The sequence below is a fragment of the Bacillus sp. JJ1122 genome (assembly GCF_036964885.1).
Taxonomy (GTDB): Bacteria; Bacillota; Bacilli; order Bacillales; family Cytobacillaceae; genus Mesobacillus.
In genome coordinates this window covers 174883-193085 of sequence record NZ_JBALQL010000023.1, presented here as the reverse complement: position 1 = coordinate 193085, position 18203 = coordinate 174883, and the positions used below count along the sequence as shown (strand labels likewise).

The window sequence follows — 18203 nt, the reverse complement described above, 5'->3', positions numbered from 1 at the left end:
ATATCACTCCTTTCTATTGTTAATAAAGTATATTTTCACCTGGACAAAACATGTCCCAAAATATGGATTCCTTCCTGTGTCCCCCTTTAACGCATTAACCCGCTGGGGGTCAGACCCCCAGCGGGTTAATGCGTTAGTGTGTTGGGGTGTACTTAGAACGTGCGTCTACTATTGATTTAACACGCGTTTTGCCCCTACATATTTTGTTTTCCAGTATTTTGAGTCCATGGATTGAATGGAGACTCCCTTAGAGACTGTAACAGCGATGAAGTTGCCTTTGTCCAGGTAGATCCCTACGAATGAAACGCCTTTACCGTTAGTATTAAAGAAAACTAAATCGCCTTCTTGAAGATCCTTTGTGGACACGTTCTCGCCTACTTTATATTGTTCCTTAGTCGTACGCGGCAACTTGATATGTGCAGCGGAATCGTCATAGATAAATTGAGTGAAGCCGGATGCATCGAAACCTTGTTTTGGTGTCTTACCGCCCCACTTGTATTTCACACCTTTATAAAGCTTTGCTACCTCTGTTACCTCTTGCCCCCACGATACGCTCGCTTCTGCCTTTTGCTGCCATGCACCTAAGAAAACCATTGCCGCCAATGCAAATATTCCCAGCCCAATAAAGAACCGTTTTGTTACTGCGTCCACTTTTCATGCCCCCAATTGTTTATATGTTTTGCTTTACACAATGTTAGTCGGAGGATTTTCACCTTTCGTTTCAAACTTTTGAACGACAAAAAATTTGACTTGATTTTTTAAAATAGTGCCGAAAAAGATTGACTGACGGTACTTTTCGTCTATCTGCCTACCTTAAGTACCTTTATTATGCTGAAATTCGACAATATTCTACTTTTACGCGCTAAGTCGCTTGGTAATTTGTAGAAATTTAGTTTGTTTCAATTTATGAAAAAGGCGGTATAAGAGGATTAAGAAAACAAAATCCAAAAAAATACATTACATTAAAGGAGTGTTTTAAATGAAAGTCAAAGCAGGAAGCTGGAGCATGTTAAGTCAGGAACAGAAGTTAATGTTATTAGAAGTGATCAGCAATAAAGCACGAAAGCCGAAAGAAAATGATTAATAAGCTCAAACTAAAAAACGGTGCCTGACTTCCAGCGATATAAACTCTATCGCGACATGGAGTCAGGCACCGTTATTTCATTCCACAAACCCCGCCTCTTTATTTGACAGAATATAAGGTAATCATTTTTACTCTCTACTTACAAAAGTGATTTTCCCCCTACTCTTCAACAGCCGAAACCCTCAAAAATAGATTCCTTAAAAAACCTTTCCACTTTAACACATCACCGCACCGGGGGTCTGACCCCCAATGAGTTAATGCGGTACAGTAATAAGGTTATTTGCTGTTTTTAAAATTATGGTAAATTAATAAACTTTTGGAAATGTGGTTCCGTCTAAATAGTAAACAATTGTGCATCATGTGTGCTTGAGATTGGGGTGAGATCATGGAACACCATGAAACGATTAATCAACTGATGACTGAACATGGGACTCGGGTTCTTCATTTGGCTTATTCTTATGTCAGGAACAGGCAAACTGCTGAGGACTTAACGCAGGAAATTTTTATTAAATGCTATGAGAAGCTGAATACCTTCAAGGGCGATTCCTCCATTCAGACATGGCTTTACCGGATTGCCTCGAACCATTGCAAAGACTATTTAAGGAGCTGGCACCATCGGAAGATTCACGTTAGCCACTATTTATCTTCCCTTTTAACAGGTTCACAGGCTAGTCCGGAGAAACAAGTCATGGGTCAGGCTGAAAACCAGGAACTTGTGGATGCAATGTTTCAGCTCCCTATGAAATATCGTGAAGTCATTTTCTTATTCTATTATCAGGAATGCTCACTAAAAGAAATCAGTGATATCTCCAATCTAAATATTAATACTGTGAAATCACGCCTTACCAAAGCCAAGAACTTGTTAAAGGATCATTTAATAGAAAGAGGTGAGAATGATGGAGAACCAAATCAAGAATCTAAAAGAAAATCTGTCAAAGGGAGAATTGGCTGATTTTGTTTTTACCGAAAAAATGCGGAGGAACATCCTTGAAAAAACGAGCAGCCGTACCAGCCGTAATAGTACTGGATTTACCTTTTCGAATGTTGTGCCAAGGAGTTTAAGCCTGGCCGCTGTCCTGCTATTTTCTGCAGGTATTTATTATATTGTCAGCAGCGGCCTGCAGGATCAGGCTAACCCTGTTCCTAATCCCGGGCGCAGTCCTGATTCGGATGTTATTTTACCTCATCCTGGAAAAGATACAGATCTGGCTAAAGAAAAACCTACGCTTGTGAATCCTTCCTATATTCCTGAAGGGTATGTTTATAAACAAACACGCACGAACGAGAATACGTATGAGCATGTTTATGTAAAAGAAAATAATGAAGACGAATATTTCACTTATGGAATGCAGGAAGATATGCCGGAAATCAGTGGTGAATCGGAGAAAGAAATTGAACTGGCTGACGGTTTAACAGCTCAGGTATATCAAATTACTGAGGAGCATCAACTGCTTACGTGGCAGGATGAAGGATTTTACCAGACCGTTGAACAGTTTGGCGTAATGAGCGATATTGATTTTTATAAAATTGTGGAGTCTATATTAGAAGCTAAAGGGCACACCGTACTGCTGGGTCAATATATCAGCGAGTTGGAAGCAGCTCAAAAGGCTGAAGAAGAGGAAAAAGCAAGAATGGCTTTTGACGAAGATAAGGCCGTCACTTTACTGGAAAAATACAAAACTGTAATGGATGAAGCCTTTGCGGATTCCCATAACAGCAATGACTTTAAATTCAAAACATATAACACGAAAGAAGATTTTTATGCATTATTCACAGATTTCGTGTCAAGGGAACAAGCCGAAGCTACTTTTAGTTTCAGGGTTAAAGAAAAGGCGGATGGTTTATACAACCTGCCTATGGATGGACCACCCATTTTCTGGCCAGAGAACCCATACCTTTTCGAAAAAATATCAGATACAGAGTACAAACTAACCCAGTTCCAAGACAGCGACATGGACGGAAAACAAAACCTCATTTTCCTATTCAAATACGAAGCAGACAAATGGATCATCCAAGACATCCAAGTCATCCAACAATAACAAAGATCGTCAATGCAACACCGCATTAAAGCGCTGGGGGTCAGACCCCCGGCGCTTTAAAGTGTTAGAGCGACGGGCTGGCTGACCCTCTTTTTATATGTTGGAGTGATGACAAGCACTATGCTGCCGAGTATAATTGGAACAAAAGGAGGTGTTAAAATTGGAGGAAATTCTACAGAAAATTTTGGGACGTTTCGACTCCATTGATGTTCGATTTGATGCGATTGACAACCGTTTAGATTCCATGAACAACCGTTTAGATTCTATGGACAACCGGTTATCAGGCGTTGAGGAGGGACAAAAGAGCTTGCTTAGAGAGCAAGATGAAATGCGAAAAGAAGTCGCGTTTTATTATGGCAGCCTAATGAAGAAGCTGGATGAAACTAAAATAGAGCTATCCAGCGAATTAAAGCATGTTTCCCATATACAAAAGCAGCATCAAGATGTTTTAGAGATACTGAACGAGAGACAGCAGTAGACGTAACCACTTCCGTATCCCCTAAAACGTTCCTCAAAATTCTTCCCGCAAAAAAGTTCTTTTGGAATTACTTATTTTGAATTATGCAATTTACACTTTAACGCATCACCGCGCCGGGGGTCTGACCCCCAGCGCTTTAACGTGGAAAAGGAGAGGCGCTCTGCCTCTCCTTTTTATTTCGCCATTTTATAAATTAGTGTTTGAAGAATCCTACCATGATGGATTTGAAGATGTCTTTTTTGGTTTCTTGTTTGAATGTTTTACTGGTTAGGGTGCTTGGTTTTAGTTTGCTGAAGAATGGGTCGCCGGCTTTTTGGACTTTTTCAGGGTTTTTGACGACGAGTTCGCCTGGTTTAGCGCCTTTTTGGACTTCGACTTTCCCGCTGTGGTGCATGCCTTTGTCAATTTTGCGTTTCTCCACTTTTCCAGCTTTATTCAATACATAGAGATAGCTTGATTTTTTCGTCTTCTTCACTGATTCCTCAGGAACGATTGAGGCGTTGCGTACCTGATTCGTAACGACAGAAACTTCCACATGCGTACCTTTTACAAGATTCACTGGATCCCCGGCGAGCTCGACTTCATACGGGAAGCGGCTTTCCTTTTTAACCGACGGGTCTTGTTCTGGATAGGAAGCAATTTTAGTCAGAGTTCCTTTTACCTTCGCCTTGATTAAATCAGATTTAACATAAACCTCCATGCCCGCCTGGACCTCTTTCAGATCTTTTTCGGTAAAAGCTCCTTCGACCTTTGGGCTGTCAGAAATAATCGTAAGGATTGGATTCTTCAAGTCATAGTTAATATTTTTCACGGTCCCCGCAACTTCACTGTTAATGCCGAGCTGGTCGCTTCCATTCTGCGAGTTTAGAGTGTTATCATATTGCTGGATTTCAGATTGGATCCGCGTTTTTTCACTCTGTTTATCGAAAATTTCTTTTTCAATCGAAGCATTCACAAGATCCCTTGATGACGCTCCGGTCCCCGTTGTCCCATCCCCGGTAACTGGCATGCTGTTATCCGTAGCAGATTCTGAAACAGACAGTAAATACTCCAGCTGCTGGATTTGTTCATCGATCAAAGCCGATTCCCTGACAAGCTGGTTCTTTTCGGCCTCCAGCTTTTGCTGGTCCGCATCGTTGCCATCGGAGGCATATTCATACAATGGGCTGCCTGTGTCGACCTGGTCACCCTCTTTTACAAGGAAGTTTTTAAAACCGCCCGGAGTGTCATTATAGTAGACATGATGCTCCTCAACTGGTGTGACGACGCCATCGGCATGCAGTGTTTTCGTCAAATTTTCTTTTCCAGTCGCTGTCCATTTATTGATATAAGAAGAGCGCACCGCTTTGCTGTCGTCTTTTAATGCTAAGCTCAGATTTCCCGAGACAAATAAAATGCCTACAGATAATAGAATCGCTGTCTGTTTTTTCATATGGTGCACCTCCTTTAAAGAATCTTCTCAAATTGGACGAACGAAAAGAGCGCTGAGAACAGCCAGAACACGAGATTAATGCCGATGACCATCAATAACACCATTCCCGGTTTCTTGCCTGTCAGCATTTTCACGTACTTGTATTCTATGAAAATAGCCCATACTTTAAATAGAGAAATAGCCGCAAGGAAATAGATGATAAAATCATTTCCAGTTATGTATTGGGCGATGACGCCAAGTGAGAACGGTGAGGATGTTTTAATTAGACCGAGTGTAGTTGCAAGTGGAATAATGATGATTTTTTCCAGCAGCAAGATCGGCAACACAAATTGCTGGACCGTCACGAATTTTTTCAGGCCGATGTCGGACAACGTCCAAAAGAACAATGCCGGTATGAAAATCATCGCTGCTCCGTAAAAAAGGCCCCAGATGATCTGGCCAAACATGAACAGCAATTTATGCAATTCATAGTTTTCCTGCGAAATGGAGGTCAACTTTTTTGATAAATACTCTGACCCGATGCCAAAATAAGCACTGATACCAAAAATCAGGCCGCTTAACAGGAGGAGCATCGTCGTATTCTTCCAAACTCCGGGTACATATTCAGAATCTCGTAGCTTATATGTATATAAATCAGGATAAAAAAGGCCGCGAAGCACGGGCATTCGGTTATTCATCTTATGTCCCCCAGATTCTTTCTTGTATAGTTCATTTTATATGATAAAAATCAAAAACTGAAATGATATCAGGATATTTTGTGGAAATTTTTTAAAATATGTCACAAAATGGGATGCGCTATTTTCTGTATTCAACAAATTACTCACAATTCCCTTCCCCATTTTTCAAAATCAAACATCCCCCCTCCTCTAACAACTCATTTTTGGGTATAATAGAAGAATATGTTTTTTTCGGGTTTTTTAAATGATTGTACAAACACGTGTTTAAGGGTCCACTGCTTATAACAGCTGGATTTTACAAAAAATCAGTGGCTTCTATAGCCGATTGATGTTGTGAGAACGGAGGAATGGTTGTGGCTGTCATACCTGAGAACCAGGCACCAATTTTAAAAGAATCCGCTTCAAAATTGAATACGCTCCTGAAGCCTGAGGTCGAGGAGGATGCTCGCCTTGTCCAGAAAGGGCTGATGCTGTATCGCCAGGGCACGGTCCACCATCTTAAATATATGGTGAAGTCTATCTGGGCAACGGTCCAGGATGTGACACCTGTCCGCGTCTACATAAATGTGACGGATCCTCAGGAAAGCAGCTGCACCTGTCCTGCCGGTTCGTTTTGCCGCCACCGTCTCGCCGCTTTCTTTCAGGCTTACAGTGATGTAGCAAGCGTCAGCGACTGGGTCGAAGCCTGGCGCAAGCCTGCCAAGGAGTCATTGAACGCGGAAAAATGGGGACTGCAGAAGGCAAAGGATCTAGTAAAAAAGGACACTCGTTCTGGCCATGATTATGATCAGTGGATTGCTTCTTTTACCGAGAGTTTCGAGGAGATCATGAAGGGCCAGGGTGACCCGAAGCCTTATGTCGTGCCGGGATTGTTCCGGACTTATGTGCGGAGGGTAGAGGTTTCCGCTCCGCTTGAAGCTGTTTGGAAAAATCTCTATATGATCGCTGCAGCTGTCTATTCGTTCAATTTGCTTTCTGAACTAGCCCGCGATCTTGGCCACGATGACGATGTGACGATGGACCGGTATTATCGCCCGCTATTCGAGGATTTGTTTAATGATGCCGAGGAATATATCGACCGGCTGGCCTTCAATACGATGCCGTTTTCGTTTGATGCTTTTTTAGAGAAGATAAAGGATGAGTCAGTTGGGTTGACGATTCCTGATTCTGCTTCAGGCTATGAACGGATTGATTTATACAGGCTTTTATGGGAAAAATTATTTAAAAATGCTGGATGGCGTGATGATGAGCGTGCGCGGCTTGAGGCATTCGGAGATGGAAAACGCGATGTAAGTGAGGAAATCGCCCTCGTCCATCAGCTGATTTTGGCGAAACAGGATCAGGAGGCGATGAAACGGTTTGCCGGACTTTCGGTTGGGTCTCTCCCTTTTATGTTTTACTGGCTGGATGGATTCCGGGCATCGCGCGAGTGGATCAGGATGGCGCCGTTTATTGAGTATCTCGTTGGGCAGCTGCGGAATTATTTGAAGCATCTCGGCGAGTATTATACGTGCAAAAAGTTCACCCGCTATGCTTTGAAGCTGGTTGGCGCCTATACGAGAGAAATCGGCCGTGGCGAGCTGTATGACCGGGCACTTGCCCAGGCCATGCCTTACAGCTTTTACGAGTACGAGGATTCGCTGTTTGAGAAAAAGCAGTATGAGCAATGGAGCGAGCTGTACTCTTATTTCGGGTTTGAATACAATTCGATTTCGAACGAGCGCATCAAGGTGCTGGCGAAAGAAGCTCCGGATGTATTAATCCCGCTTTACCACCAGATGATCGGCGACCTCGTCGACATGAAAAACCGCAGCAGCTACAAACAGGCAGCCCGCCTGCTGAAAAAACTGCGGACCATCTATAAGAAGCTGAAGCGCATGCCCGAATGGGAAGCCTTCTTCGATAAATTACTAATACGGACAAAAAGGCTCCGCGCATTCCACGAAGAATGCACAAGGAGCAAACTGATAGAAGTAGCAGAAGCAGAATAGATTGTGTTGTTTCAACGCTTTAAAGCACTGGGGGTCTGACCCCCAGTACGGTGATGCGGTGAAGTGTTGGGGGTCTGACCCCCGGCGCGGTGATGCGTTAAAGTTGCGAGGGCTAACGCTTGGGGAGGTGTTTGGATGCTTGAGATTAAGCAGATTCGGATTGATGTGATGCCTGTTGCTGGCGGGCGTTATTTTTTGAGTGCTGAGGATTTTGATGGTTTTGACCTTCAGACATCGGTGTGGAAGAAGCTTTTGTTTTTTCGCCATAAGGAAAGTTATTACGGGACGATGGTGGATAGTGATAAGTGGGGCGGCACTGAGGGTTTGATCCTGAGTGCTTGGCAGCTTGTCACCCTGTTCGGAGAAGAAAGCTTCAACAGGCTTGTTGAATGGGAATGGGATGAAATCGGTGACATCTGCCTGTCCACTGCACACGCGGTCTACGATGCAATCCTTGCGAAGGAATGGCATCCTGATTTCACTCAGCTTGATGGCGAGGATTTCCGCTGGGCGCTGCCTGCGAGTGTGCTCGACGAGTTCCATGAGCCGTTTTGGGAAGAAACAATCCAGGTAAAAGAAGAATCCATTTCCGTTCGCACTTTTGCTGAGGACCTATTCCACCATGCTCTTGAATCCTATTTCCATGAAAATGATACGATGAAATACCTGCTTGGCGACAAGCTTGATGTTCTCAGGAATAAGCAGCTTTCTGCACAGCAGCTGGCGGCGTATTTTGATGAAGACCGCTGGCTCGAGTGGATTGGCCTGAAAGAAAGTCCAGCACCTTTCACCATCGGGATGCGCCTTGAGGAACCGCTTGATGATCTTGGCGACTGGAAACTAGGATTATTTTTGCGTGGGAAAAATGAACCGATGCTGATTGAGGCTCGGGATTATGAAAGCTATCCTGCCGACTGGGACAATTTTAGCGAAAAGGTTGAGGATGAAGAAAGACGCCTGGCGAATATTTTCCCATGGATTGCGGATGATTCGGAACCTGAGGTACGCCTTAAGTCCAGTCTCACAGAGGATGAAGCATGGATGTTCCTGACCGAAGCGAGCGAGATGTTGATTGCGCTTGGGATTGAAATCCTTCTGCCTTCGTGGTGGGAAGCGGTCAAGAACGCGAACCTCAAGGTGAAAGCTCGCCTGAAGGGCCAGACTGGCTATCGCCGTTCGTTTGTCGGCTTGAATGCGATGCTCGATTATGACTGGCGCTTCTCGATGAATGGTGTTGACTTGAGTGAGGATGAATTCCAGCGCCTTGTGAATGAAAAGCGCAGGCTAGTGTACTTAAAGGGCCGCTGGATCAAGCTCGATCATGGCTTCATCCGCCAGATTCAGGACCTGATGAAAAAAGCGGATCAGGAAGGTCTTCATATTCGTGACCTGCTGCAGCAGGAGCTGTCAGAGGATGACGGCGAGGATGGAGACGGACTTGACGATCCGCGCGCATTCGCAAAAATCCAGATTGAGCTTAACCGCCACTGGAAGCAAATGATGAAGCAGCTGTCGGAAACGAAGGAAATCCCGGATACACCAATGCCAGCAGGTTTGAAAGGCGAGCTAAGGCCTTATCAGAAGCTTGGGATGAATTGGCTTCTATTCCTGCGTAAATATGGATTCGGTGCCCTGCTTGCCGATGACATGGGTCTCGGAAAGACGATTCAGCTGATTTCCTACTTGCTCTCTGTAAAAGAACAGGAAAACGATGGTCATCCAGCATTGATCATCTGCCCTACTTCTGTTCTTGGCAACTGGCAAAAAGAAGTGGAACGTTTCGCACCTGAGCTGAAGGTCCATTTGCATTATGGCCCGTCCCGCTTAAAGGGCGTAAATTTTACCGAGGAAGCGATGGCATCGGATATCGTGCTGACATCCTACGGCCTCACGCACCTCGATTTCGAGGACCTTGAAGCGGTGGAATGGAGCACTGTCGCGATTGACGAGGCACAAAATATTAAAAACGCGGACACAAAACAGTCACGTGCTGTCCGCAAGCTGAAGGGTAAGCACCAGATTGCCTTGACCGGTACGCCGATGGAAAATCGCCTCTCAGAGCTATGGTCGATCTTCGACTTCACGAACAGAGGCTACCTTGGCAGCGCCGGTCAGTTCCAGAAACAGTTCATCCTGCCGATTGAAAAAGAAGATAAGAAGGAAAAAATCGTCCAGCTTCAGTCGCTGATCAAACCGTTCCTGCTCCGGCGGACGAAGAAGGATGAAGATGTTGCCTTGAACCTGCCGGATAAGGTCGAGCAGAAGGAATATTGCCCGCTTTCTGCCGAGCAGGCTTCCCTTTACGAGCAGCTTGTAAAAGATACGTTCGCGCAGATCGAGCAGTTATCTGCCTTCGAGCGCAAGGGCTTGATATTACAGCTGCTGAGCAGGTTGAAGCAGCTTTGCAACCACCCTGCCCTTTATTTAAAAGAAGCAGATCCAAAACATCTAATCGACCGGTCTGCGAAAATGGAAAAGATGATCGAGCTCGTCCGCGCTGTGCTTGATCAGGAAGAAAGCTGCATCATCTTCACCCAGTACATTGGAATGGGCGAGATGATTCAAGCCGCTTTGAAAAAGGAATTTGGCATCGATGTTCCGTTCCTAAACGGTAGCCTGCCTAAAGCGAAGCGTGATGAGCTGATTGCCAAGTTCCAAGATCGTGAATTCCCAGTGTTCCTTCTTTCGTTGAAGGCTGGTGGTACGGGGCTAAACCTTACTGCTGCCAACCACGTTGTCCACTATGACCGCTGGTGGAATCCTGCCGTCGAGAACCAGGCAACGGACCGGGCATACCGGATTGGACAGAGCCGGTTCGTGCATGTTCATAAGCTGATCAGTACAGGAACGCTTGAGGAAAAAATTGATGCGATGCTTGAGAAGAAGCAGTCTTTGAACGACCAGATCATCCAGAGCGACAGCTGGATCACCGAACTGTCTACAGATGAGCTGCATGATTTGGTGTTTTTATCGTAAAAGGGAACCAGCGCCGCCCAGGTGCTGGTTTTTTCATTTTTCTCTGAAAAGAAAAAACCGGCTTACCAAAGCCGGCATGAAAAGTTGAGGGATATTGGAGATATTTTATTGATTCTCTCTTTTAAAGATTCTTAAAGAAGTTGTTCCGGGGATATCTATTGCAGTTCATCGTTTGGAGTACTCTCTTTTGCTATACATGGAGTTTGGTTTTGGCGGTTCGGCGATGAATGAGTAAACGCGGCTGAATTGTTGTTCTTTAGAGGCAATTTCTAGCTGATGGACTTTTTTCATGAGTTCGTCAACTCTTTCATTGTTTTTCCCTACCATTTTGATCAGGCTGACCAGCAGCTTTTCAAGGGATTCATTTTCACTTGTCAAAATGGCAGCTCCTCTCGTTCTCTCTCCATCGGCGGTGCAAAACTTTCCACTTTATGCTGTGTGTTTTCCTTGACTGGCTTTGAGCTCAAAAACCTTACTCCTTCGGCAACTACCTCTGTAACGTACACTCTTTTACCTTCCTGGTTCTCATAATTGCGAGTTTGGATCCGCCCGGTCACACCAATGACCGAACCCTTCCTGCAATAGTTAGAGGTATTTTCTGCTGTTTTGCCCCAGAGGGTACAATGGACAAAATCAGCATCAATCTCCCCGTTTGGATTTTTGTAATGCCTGTTTACCGCAAGTGTGATGTTCGTGACCGCTTTTCCATCCGGCGTCCACTTCAGCTCGGGATCTTTGGTAATTCTGCCTACTAGCGTAACTTGATTTATCACCTTATCAACTCCTTTCTCGGTTATATCCAAATCATATTCCTATCACTGTTCGTAGTAAAATGACGAAAATGCATGTTTTCCTCTTAAAAATAAGCTCCCATAGCATCTTTTACCGCTAATTTTTCAGTTTTTAATTACCCGCTTATATCGAAAACTCACTTTCCGCCATTTCAGGATTTTTTTTTCGACAAACATGCTTTTTTTCGTTTTCTATATCCATTGTGTTATAATTTGGACAAGTATTACGGGAGGTGGTTGACATGAAGACCTTTAAGTTGATCTCAATGCAGCTTGCTGATGATGATGCTTTAGTAGATATCGAGATGGAAGACGGCCTTATTATCAACAAAGAGGATGATAAGGGAACATGGCTCGTGGAGGTTTTTACCGACCATAAATATATCCCTTATTTTGAAGATGCCTGTGCGAATGATAAAGAAATCATCGTTCAAGTCGTCATCACTAAGCGGGAAAATGATCCTGCTGCATTCTCGACAAAAGTATGCTGCGTCAAAAAGCTTAAGAAACATGCAAGCATCCTTCTGACCGGAAAATTAACAAAACCAAAGAGCGATTATCCTGAAAAACTATTGGAGCACTTGATCGATAAGGGCTTCACAGGTGACCAATTATTAGCTGAATTCAAACAAAATATTGTTACGAAGCCAAAGATCGCTTTACCGAAAAAAGTATAATCCGACTCCAGCTGAATTTATTAAGCTGGAGTTTTTTTGTGAATTGTTTTTTTTCATGCGATTGTTTAATCTGATTTCTCCAGCTAAATGGAAATACGGAATTTATCAGGGTTTTTGTAGAGATTATCGGTAAAACCGTAGAGATTAATTGGAGCATTGTAGAGATTATCGGTAAAATCGTAGAAATTAATTGGAGCACTGTAGAGATTCATACATTTTTTGTAGAGATGAATCCAATTTTCGTAGAACTTAATGTGTAATAATCCAATCGCAAGATGCAAGATTTTTACCTTAGAAACTAAAAAAACGGGCAGGAATTCACCTGCCCACTAGCCAATTATTCGTCTTCCTTGTCCTTATCGTTCATATCCCTTTGATCTTCAACAGCATCTTCACCTGGCTCATTGTTGTCTTTCATCATATCGCCGTCGTCATCAGTGTTAACGTCTGGAGTATCAGGAACGTTTTCGTCGTTATTATCAATCACACCATTGTCATCGACATTACCATTGTTATCATTCATATCGTTGTTGTCTGCTGGATTCTCGACATCCACATCATCATTCGGAGGTGGTTCCTGATCATTATTCGCACAGCCAGCAAGGAACATTGCCGATAGCAATGAGCCACCGATTAGCATTAATAGCTTCTTCTTCATGAGTAAAAGCCCCTTTCATGTAGTAGGTTTTTAAGACCTGTTGCACGGGTCTGCTGTTATATTGCCCACCATTGAAAAAAACTTGCATGGTTTTATACTATTTTCGCTTTTTGGTCAGGAAATAAAAAAGCCGAACCAAGGAGTCTCTCCTCCTCAGTTCGGCCAATATTCGAGTATTGCTTGAATTTTATTTTATTGCAAACGTAATTTCTGCTTCGCAAGCAAGTTCCCCATCTACAGTGGCAATTGCTTTGCCTTTGCCGATCGGCCCGCGCAGCTTGACCATTTCCACCTCAAGACGAAGCTGGTCGCCTGGTTTTACTTGTCTTTTGAACCGACAATTGTCGATCCCGGCAAAGAAGCCGATTTTTCCGCGATTTTCTTCGAGCTTCAGAACAGCTACTGCTCCTACCTGAGCAAGCGCTTCGACAATCAATACCCCAGGCATTACTGGATAATCGGGAAAATGCCCATTGAAGAATTCTTCATTCGCGGTTACATTCTTAATTCCAACCGCTCTTTTACCTTCTTCGATTTCCAAAATTTTATCAACTAGCAGAAATGGATAGCGATGTGGAATAATTTCTTTAATTTGAGTGATATCAAGCATAATTTTAGTACCTCCTATTAATATTAGGTGCTTAAATACCATTGTACTAAAAAATATAAATAAAAAGGAAGGGAAACTTCCCTTCCTACTGAATTATTCTTTATTCACCAGGTCTACAATATGAGTCCAGGTTGATTTTTCAAAAATATCTTTTGCTTCCCCGCCGCCCATGACGGCATATCCGAACATTGCGCCAAGCATAATGCTGACACCCAAAAGGATGAGGACAATAATAATCCGAAGCCAGATCGGAATAAGGCGAACCCGGATTCTTTTCTTTTTTTCGCGTGTTTTCTTTTCTTTTTTCACTTGTTCACGCGTTGTTGCTTCATGATTATTTTTGTTCAAAGCCATTTTGTTCTTCCCCTCTTAACGGATGCCGTTCACCAGCCCAAGCATTTGGTCAGCCAGTGTTATCGTCTTGGCATGAAATTGGTAGCCTCGCTGGACATTGATTAAATCCGTCATTTCTTTACTCATATCTACATTTGATTGCTCAAGAACACCCTGCTGGATGGATACCTGATTTCTTAATGTCCCGGTCAGTTCTGTAAGGATTTCTCCTTCTGTAACACCAAGACCATTCAGGTTAGCAGGAAGTCCAAGTAAATTTCCGCCTTTTTGCTCTAAAAATTGCGGCTTCTTCACTAATACTACACCAAGATTCACTTCCTGGCTCGTACCATCATACATTTCTGCTGAAAAATTGCCTGTTTCATTGATTTTGTAGCTTTTCACATTGCCGGTTATGGTGACTGGCTGATTGTTTTCGTCAAGAATGGCATGACCGTCACTGTTGACAAGCATCGTCTCATTATCAGAAATAGGTGATAAATAAAGCGCGCCATTTCGGGTTAGATTCAAACTGGTGCCGCCATTTTCATTTTGGACCATAACCCGGAAAAATTGTCCTTCGGCCGTAAATGCAGTGTCCAAATCACGGCCTGTTGATTTCAAGCTTCCCTGAGTTAAAACCAGCTGAGTCTGACCCAGCCTTGCGCCTATACCCTGACGAACATTGAAAGGTGTCTGGCGATTCCGTTCCAATGCATCATTTGGCTGGTTACGGAATTCCTGCACGAGTAAATCGGTAAAAGATGCTTCACGGCGCTTATAACCTGCCGTATCGATATTCGCCATGTTATGGCTGATCATATCGAGCTGCTTTTGCAGCTGGGAAAGTGTATTTGTAGCTGTAATCATCGTCCTGTTCATATTTTATCCCTCAATGCGGGCCATTACGTGGCCGCCTTTTATTTTCAAAAAAACAGAGTCAAAATCAATGATTCGATTAAAGCTTGCCGATTTCATTTGCTGCCTTTTCCATGCTGCGGTCGTAGGCTTGAAGGATTTTCTGGTTGGCCTCGAATGCACGGTAGGCTGTCATCATATCGGTCATGGTTCTGCTCATATCAACGTTTGATTGCTCCAGAAAGCCTTGCTGCAGCCTGAATTGGACGCCAGCTGTGCCGAATGCGCTTGGAAGCGGTGTACCATCTTCCGTCCTGAACATTCCATCGCCCTCTTTAATCATTCGGCGGGGATCAATGGAATATCCTATGCCAAGAATGGCACGTTCCCCATTTTCCCCAGTAATCGCGCCCGTTTCATCAATGGTAAAACGGTCGCTTGAAAGCTGGATTTGCTTCCCAGAAGAATCGAGCACATAATGACCGCTGCCGGTTGTCAGGTATCCTTGTCCATCAACCGTGAAATTCCCATTGCGAGTATAGCGTACTGAGCCGTCTGTATGGCGAACGTTGAAGAACACAGATCCATTTTCAGGCATATTTATATCTTGCAGTGCCACGTCTGTCTTATTGCCTGTTTCGCGCAAATCGCCCTGGATGAATTTCGGAATGGCTTCCTGCATGTAAACCCCAGTATTAATAGTGCCAATTTCCTTGTTAAACGGTAAATTTAAACCGTTCTCTGTCGGGATGCGCTCCTTTTCAAATCGCTGGAGCAGCATTTCCGGGAATGCCCTCATCGCGGATTGATCCGCTTTGAAGCCCGGCGTGTTGGCGTTGGCCATATTATTTGTCAGCATTTCCGTCCTGCGCTGCTGTGCAAGCATTCCGGAAGCAACTGTATAAAATCCTTTAAACATGTTTCCACCTCATAGGATAAGAAATACGTAAGCTGGTTAAAACGTCGATAAAATCGCCCCTGTTCTTGAATTTACAATCATAGGCGTCCGAAAATATGTGGTGCAAGAATGATGAAATATTAATACTATTGGATAAAATCGAAATAGGGAATTTTTTCTCTATCTCTTATTATAAGAAATATATCGGCTAGAAACATTAAAAATTTGCAGGAAAATGTAGGATTTTGGGTTTTATTCCAGAAAAATTGGGTAAAATGCAAAAAAATCTGGAGATCTCCCAGTATTTTTACCGGGAGATCTCCAGATTTTTAACCAAATTATTTATACGATTCTGCGTCGCCCTGCAATGCGGTCAATGTTATCAAGCATGATACCTGTTCCAATTGCAACGCAATCCATTGGGTTTTCCGCAACCAATACAGGAACCTTAAGCTCTTCCATCATCAGCTGGTCGATGCCGTGAAGCAATGCGCCGCCTCCAGTTAAAATGACACCGCGGTCGATGATATCAGCGGAAAGTTCAGGTGGTGTGCGCTCCAACACCGTTTTTGCAGCCTGTACGATAACCGCTACAGATTCTCTTAAGGCCTGTTCCACTTCTTCTGAACGGACTGAGATCGTCCTTGGAAGTCCAGAAACCATATCGCGTCCGCGGATTTCCATTTCTTCACTGCGGCCGCCAGGGAATACTGTTCCGATGGTCAGTTTAATATTTTCAGCTGTACGTTCACCGATCAACAGCTTATATTCACGTTTAATGTAATTTAAAATTTCTGCGTCAAACTTGTCGCCAGCCATTTTGATCGATGCAGATGTCACGATATCACCCATGGAAAGCACGGCAACATCCGTTGTTCCGCCGCCGATGTCAACGACCATGTTTCCGCTTGGCTGGAAAATATCCATGCCTGCGCCAATTGCCGCTACCTTAGGCTCTTCTTCAAGGTACACTTTCTTGCCTCCGCTTTTTTCAGCAGCTTCCTTGATTGCTTTTTGCTCAACGCTTGTAATGTTCGTTGGACAGCAAATCAGGATGCGTGGTTTGGACAAGAAGCCCTTAACATTTAGTTTATTGATAAAGTGCTTTAGCATGGACTCTGTCACATCAAAATCAGCGATAACTCCATCTTTCAAAGGACGAATCGCTACGATATTGCCAGGTGTACGCCCAACCATTTTGCGTGCTTCTTCCCCTACAGCTAAAACCTTATTTGTGTTCTTATCAATCGCCACAACAGACGGTTCATTCAATACAATTCCTCGGCCTTTAACATGGATCAATACATTGGCAGTACCAAGGTCAATCCCAATATCCCTAGCAAACATTTCGTTTTTATCCTCCTTGACAAATGGCTGGCTGCGGCTGATTAGCCCCGTTTTCTCTATGACTTACTGTCTCATCCTTGTAAAAAAGATGACGATGTTCGAGAATATCCAGACGCTGCCGCAATCTGCGAACCATATTCTACCCTAATTGCTTATTTTATCACAGTAATAGGAAATAAGTAACCGTTTGCCGAAAAATTTGACATGTTTTGTTGAACTTTGTCATGAAAACTGAAATTTTTGTTTACATCCTGTAAAATTAGTAAAAGCGAAATAATGATCGGAGGAAATAAAATGAGTTTTTTAATCGCAGCAGGCGTACTTGTCATTTTTAGTTCTTATATGATTATCAAGAATGCCCGCGGATCTGCGGATCGAAACGAGGGTCCGGATATCAGTGACCCCTCTTCTGCGCCCGACAGCATCGGGGACAGAGGCCCTGACTCTGATGACGGAGATGGGGATGCTGGGGAGTAGTCTAGATCTTCCAAATTGAGAATGTGTGACCTAATTTGTTAAGAATATAGATTGCTCGCTTGTTCTTGTCCACTTCCACACATGATAAAAAGGCGGCAGCCTCCGCTTTTGTACCTGAGCAGAATCATACACGCCTTTTGTGGCGATGCCCGGCTTTTTCATTTCTAAGCTGGGCATTTATTTTGTTAAATTTATTTAATGCACAGCTGAATTACATTCCCTCCATTCTGTGAAATTTACGTTTCTCGATTTGTTCACTTTACAGGCTCTTCTTCCCTTTCCTCTTTCCGATACTTCATTTTAGTGGCTTCTCCACCTCTTAAATGGCGAATTGATTTATGATAATCGAGGATCTCTTTTACTTCATTGGCAAGGTCAGGGTTGATCTCAGGCAATCTTTCTGTCAGGTCTTTATGGACTGTACTTTTGGATACGCCAAACTCCTTCGCTATGACGCGAACTGTTTTTCTCGTCTCCACGATATACTTTCCAATCTTGATTGTTCTCTCTTTGATGTAATCGTGCACACCACTCGCCCTCCCTAAATTGGATGTGAGAAGTGTGAAATGAGACTCGCTTTTCATCGGCAAATGCTGTTTTCCGCAAAAATATCTGTTGCGGCAGAAGGGAATCCTTCTGGATATTACAATGATTAATCAATGTCCCCGGCTAAATCCTCGTATTGTTCAAACGATTCCTCACCTCAAACACTCTCTTTGTCAGGTTTGTAACATTTTATTAGCTTGGTTGAGGATATATGCACGAAAAAAGCAATAGGGACAAGGTATTGTGAAGTTTTTTAGAAAATTCAGCCATTTTTTCTTTTTTAAAGGATGTTTTCGTATACTTTTTGATTTTAGTTCTGTTAAACAAGGCT

The 18203-nt window shown here is 43.5% G+C and carries 19 protein-coding genes; 7 read left to right on the top strand and 12 right to left on the bottom strand.

Annotated elements, in window-relative coordinates:
- Window positions 1–168: 168 nt before the first annotated feature.
- Window positions 169–651, bottom strand: coding sequence for a C40 family peptidase (locus V7201_RS14090; RefSeq protein WP_335377374.1), 483 nt, complete (start codon window positions 649–651; stop codon window positions 169–171).
- Between the two features lie 818 nt (window positions 652–1469).
- Between V7201_RS14090 and V7201_RS14085 the strand changes: the two genes are divergently transcribed.
- From V7201_RS14085 to V7201_RS14075, 3 genes are all read left to right on the top strand, one after another.
- The gene (locus V7201_RS14085) at window positions 1470–2036 is read left to right on the top strand and encodes a sigma-70 family RNA polymerase sigma factor (RefSeq protein WP_335377373.1); all 567 of its coding nucleotides are present in this window, start codon (window positions 1470–1472) and stop codon (window positions 2034–2036) included.
- Entirely contained in the window at window positions 1978–3123 is a 1146-nt protein-coding gene (locus tag V7201_RS14080; protein ID WP_335377372.1) for a DUF4367 domain-containing protein, read from the top strand. Before V7201_RS14085 ends, V7201_RS14080 begins: the two co-directional genes overlap by 59 nt.
- A 160-nt stretch (window positions 3124–3283) precedes the next feature.
- The gene (locus tag V7201_RS14075; protein ID WP_335377371.1) at window positions 3284–3601 is read left to right on the top strand and encodes a hypothetical protein; all 318 of its coding nucleotides are present in this window, start codon (window positions 3284–3286) and stop codon (window positions 3599–3601) included.
- Window positions 3602–3794: 193 nt separating this feature from the next.
- On the opposite strand, the gene V7201_RS14070 is transcribed toward V7201_RS14075, so the two are convergent.
- Complete coding sequence (locus tag V7201_RS14070; RefSeq protein WP_335377370.1) at window positions 3795–5033, bottom strand: efflux RND transporter periplasmic adaptor subunit; 1239 nt, start codon at window positions 5031–5033, stop codon at window positions 3795–3797.
- Window positions 5034–5047: 14 nt separating this feature from the next.
- A complete protein-coding gene (locus tag V7201_RS14065) occupies window positions 5048–5710 on the bottom strand; it encodes a hypothetical protein (RefSeq protein WP_335377369.1) in 663 nt (220 codons plus the stop codon).
- A gap of 353 nt (window positions 5711–6063) precedes the next feature.
- On the opposite strand from V7201_RS14065, the gene V7201_RS14060 reads away from it, so the two are divergent.
- On the top strand, window positions 6064–7701 hold the full coding sequence (locus V7201_RS14060) for an SWIM zinc finger family protein (protein WP_335377368.1): 1638 nt from the start codon (window positions 6064–6066) through the stop codon (window positions 7699–7701).
- 135 nt (window positions 7702–7836) lie between these two features.
- Window positions 7837–10677 carry a DEAD/DEAH box helicase gene (locus V7201_RS14055; RefSeq protein ID WP_335377367.1) on the top strand — a complete coding sequence of 947 codons (2841 nt, stop codon included), beginning with the start codon at window positions 7837–7839 and terminating at the stop codon, window positions 10675–10677.
- 165 nt (window positions 10678–10842) lie between these two features.
- On the opposite strand, the gene V7201_RS14050 is transcribed toward V7201_RS14055, so the two are convergent.
- Both V7201_RS14050 and ssb read right to left on the bottom strand, forming a co-directional pair.
- The gene (locus V7201_RS14050; RefSeq protein ID WP_335377366.1) at window positions 10843–11055 is read right to left on the bottom strand and encodes a hypothetical protein; all 213 of its coding nucleotides are present in this window, start codon (window positions 11053–11055) and stop codon (window positions 10843–10845) included.
- Window positions 11052–11450, bottom strand: coding sequence for a single-stranded DNA-binding protein (gene ssb / locus V7201_RS14045; protein ID WP_335377365.1), 399 nt, complete (start codon window positions 11448–11450; stop codon window positions 11052–11054). The genes V7201_RS14050 and ssb overlap by 4 nt, the downstream gene beginning before the upstream one ends.
- A gap of 260 nt (window positions 11451–11710) precedes the next feature.
- Between ssb and V7201_RS14040 the strand changes: the two genes are divergently transcribed.
- Entirely contained in the window at window positions 11711–12145 is a 435-nt protein-coding gene (locus tag V7201_RS14040; RefSeq protein ID WP_335377364.1) for a YwpF family protein, read from the top strand.
- A 337-nt stretch (window positions 12146–12482) separates the two neighbouring features.
- Here V7201_RS14040 and V7201_RS14035 read toward each other — a convergent pair whose 3' ends face one another.
- The 6 genes from V7201_RS14035 to V7201_RS14010 all read right to left on the bottom strand — a co-directional run bounded on the left by V7201_RS14035 (window position 12483) and on the right by V7201_RS14010 (window position 16849).
- On the bottom strand, window positions 12483–12803 hold the full coding sequence (locus V7201_RS14035) for a hypothetical protein (protein ID WP_335377363.1): 321 nt from the start codon (window positions 12801–12803) through the stop codon (window positions 12483–12485).
- 187 nt (window positions 12804–12990) lie between these two features.
- Window positions 12991–13413: a 3-hydroxyacyl-ACP dehydratase FabZ gene (gene fabZ / locus V7201_RS14030; protein WP_335377362.1), complete on the bottom strand. Its 423-nt coding sequence runs from the start codon at window positions 13411–13413 to the stop codon at window positions 12991–12993.
- A 93-nt stretch (window positions 13414–13506) separates the two neighbouring features.
- Complete coding sequence (locus tag V7201_RS14025) at window positions 13507–13767, bottom strand: DNA-directed RNA polymerase subunit beta (protein ID WP_335377361.1); 261 nt, start codon at window positions 13765–13767, stop codon at window positions 13507–13509.
- Between the two features lie 15 nt (window positions 13768–13782).
- The gene (locus V7201_RS14020; RefSeq protein ID WP_335377360.1) at window positions 13783–14628 is read right to left on the bottom strand and encodes a flagellar hook-basal body protein; all 846 of its coding nucleotides are present in this window, start codon (window positions 14626–14628) and stop codon (window positions 13783–13785) included.
- 76 nt (window positions 14629–14704) lie between these two features.
- A complete protein-coding gene (locus V7201_RS14015; protein ID WP_335377359.1) occupies window positions 14705–15523 on the bottom strand; it encodes a flagellar hook-basal body protein in 819 nt (272 codons plus the stop codon).
- Window positions 15524–15844: 321 nt separating this feature from the next.
- On the bottom strand, window positions 15845–16849 hold the full coding sequence (locus V7201_RS14010) for a rod shape-determining protein (protein WP_335377358.1): 1005 nt from the start codon (window positions 16847–16849) through the stop codon (window positions 15845–15847).
- A 294-nt stretch (window positions 16850–17143) separates the two neighbouring features.
- On the opposite strand from V7201_RS14010, the gene V7201_RS14005 reads away from it, so the two are divergent.
- Entirely contained in the window at window positions 17144–17326 is a 183-nt protein-coding gene (locus V7201_RS14005) for a hypothetical protein (protein ID WP_335377357.1), read from the top strand.
- A gap of 254 nt (window positions 17327–17580) precedes the next feature.
- Here the strand turns inward: V7201_RS14005 and spoIIID are convergent, their stop codons facing one another.
- Window positions 17581–17853: a sporulation transcriptional regulator SpoIIID gene (gene spoIIID / locus V7201_RS14000; RefSeq protein WP_031307660.1), complete on the bottom strand. Its 273-nt coding sequence runs from the start codon at window positions 17851–17853 to the stop codon at window positions 17581–17583.
- Window positions 17854–18203 lie beyond the last annotated feature (350 nt).

What these genes read in the sequence shown, in the direction of transcription:
- V7201_RS14085 (WP_335377373.1), top strand. Translation starts at nt 1,470, where the DNA reads ATGGAACACCATGAAACGATTAATCAACTGATGACTGAACATGGGACT.
- V7201_RS14080 (WP_335377372.1), top strand. Translation starts at nt 1,978, where the DNA reads ATGATGGAGAACCAAATCAAGAATCTAAAAGAAAATCTGTCAAAGGGA.
- V7201_RS14070 (WP_335377370.1), bottom strand. Translation starts at nt 5,033, where the DNA reads ATGAAAAAACAGACAGCGATTCTATTATCTGTAGGCATTTTATTTGTC.
- V7201_RS14065 (WP_335377369.1), bottom strand. Translation starts at nt 5,710, where the DNA reads ATGAATAACCGAATGCCCGTGCTTCGCGGCCTTTTTTATCCTGATTTA.
- V7201_RS14055 (WP_335377367.1), top strand. Translation starts at nt 7,837, where the DNA reads ATGCTTGAGATTAAGCAGATTCGGATTGATGTGATGCCTGTTGCTGGC.
- V7201_RS14040 (WP_335377364.1), top strand. Translation starts at nt 11,711, where the DNA reads ATGAAGACCTTTAAGTTGATCTCAATGCAGCTTGCTGATGATGATGCT.
- V7201_RS14035 (WP_335377363.1), bottom strand. Translation starts at nt 12,803, where the DNA reads ATGAAGAAGAAGCTATTAATGCTAATCGGTGGCTCATTGCTATCGGCA.
- fabZ (WP_335377362.1), bottom strand. Translation starts at nt 13,413, where the DNA reads ATGCTTGATATCACTCAAATTAAAGAAATTATTCCACATCGCTATCCA.
- V7201_RS14025 (WP_335377361.1), bottom strand. Translation starts at nt 13,767, where the DNA reads ATGGCTTTGAACAAAAATAATCATGAAGCAACAACGCGTGAACAAGTG.
- V7201_RS14020 (WP_335377360.1), bottom strand. Translation starts at nt 14,628, where the DNA reads ATGAACAGGACGATGATTACAGCTACAAATACACTTTCCCAGCTGCAA.
- V7201_RS14015 (WP_335377359.1), bottom strand. Translation starts at nt 15,523, where the DNA reads ATGTTTAAAGGATTTTATACAGTTGCTTCCGGAATGCTTGCACAGCAG.
- V7201_RS14010 (WP_335377358.1), bottom strand. Translation starts at nt 16,849, where the DNA reads ATGTTTGCTAGGGATATTGGGATTGACCTTGGTACTGCCAATGTATTG.
- V7201_RS14005 (WP_335377357.1), top strand. Translation starts at nt 17,144, where the DNA reads ATGAGTTTTTTAATCGCAGCAGGCGTACTTGTCATTTTTAGTTCTTAT.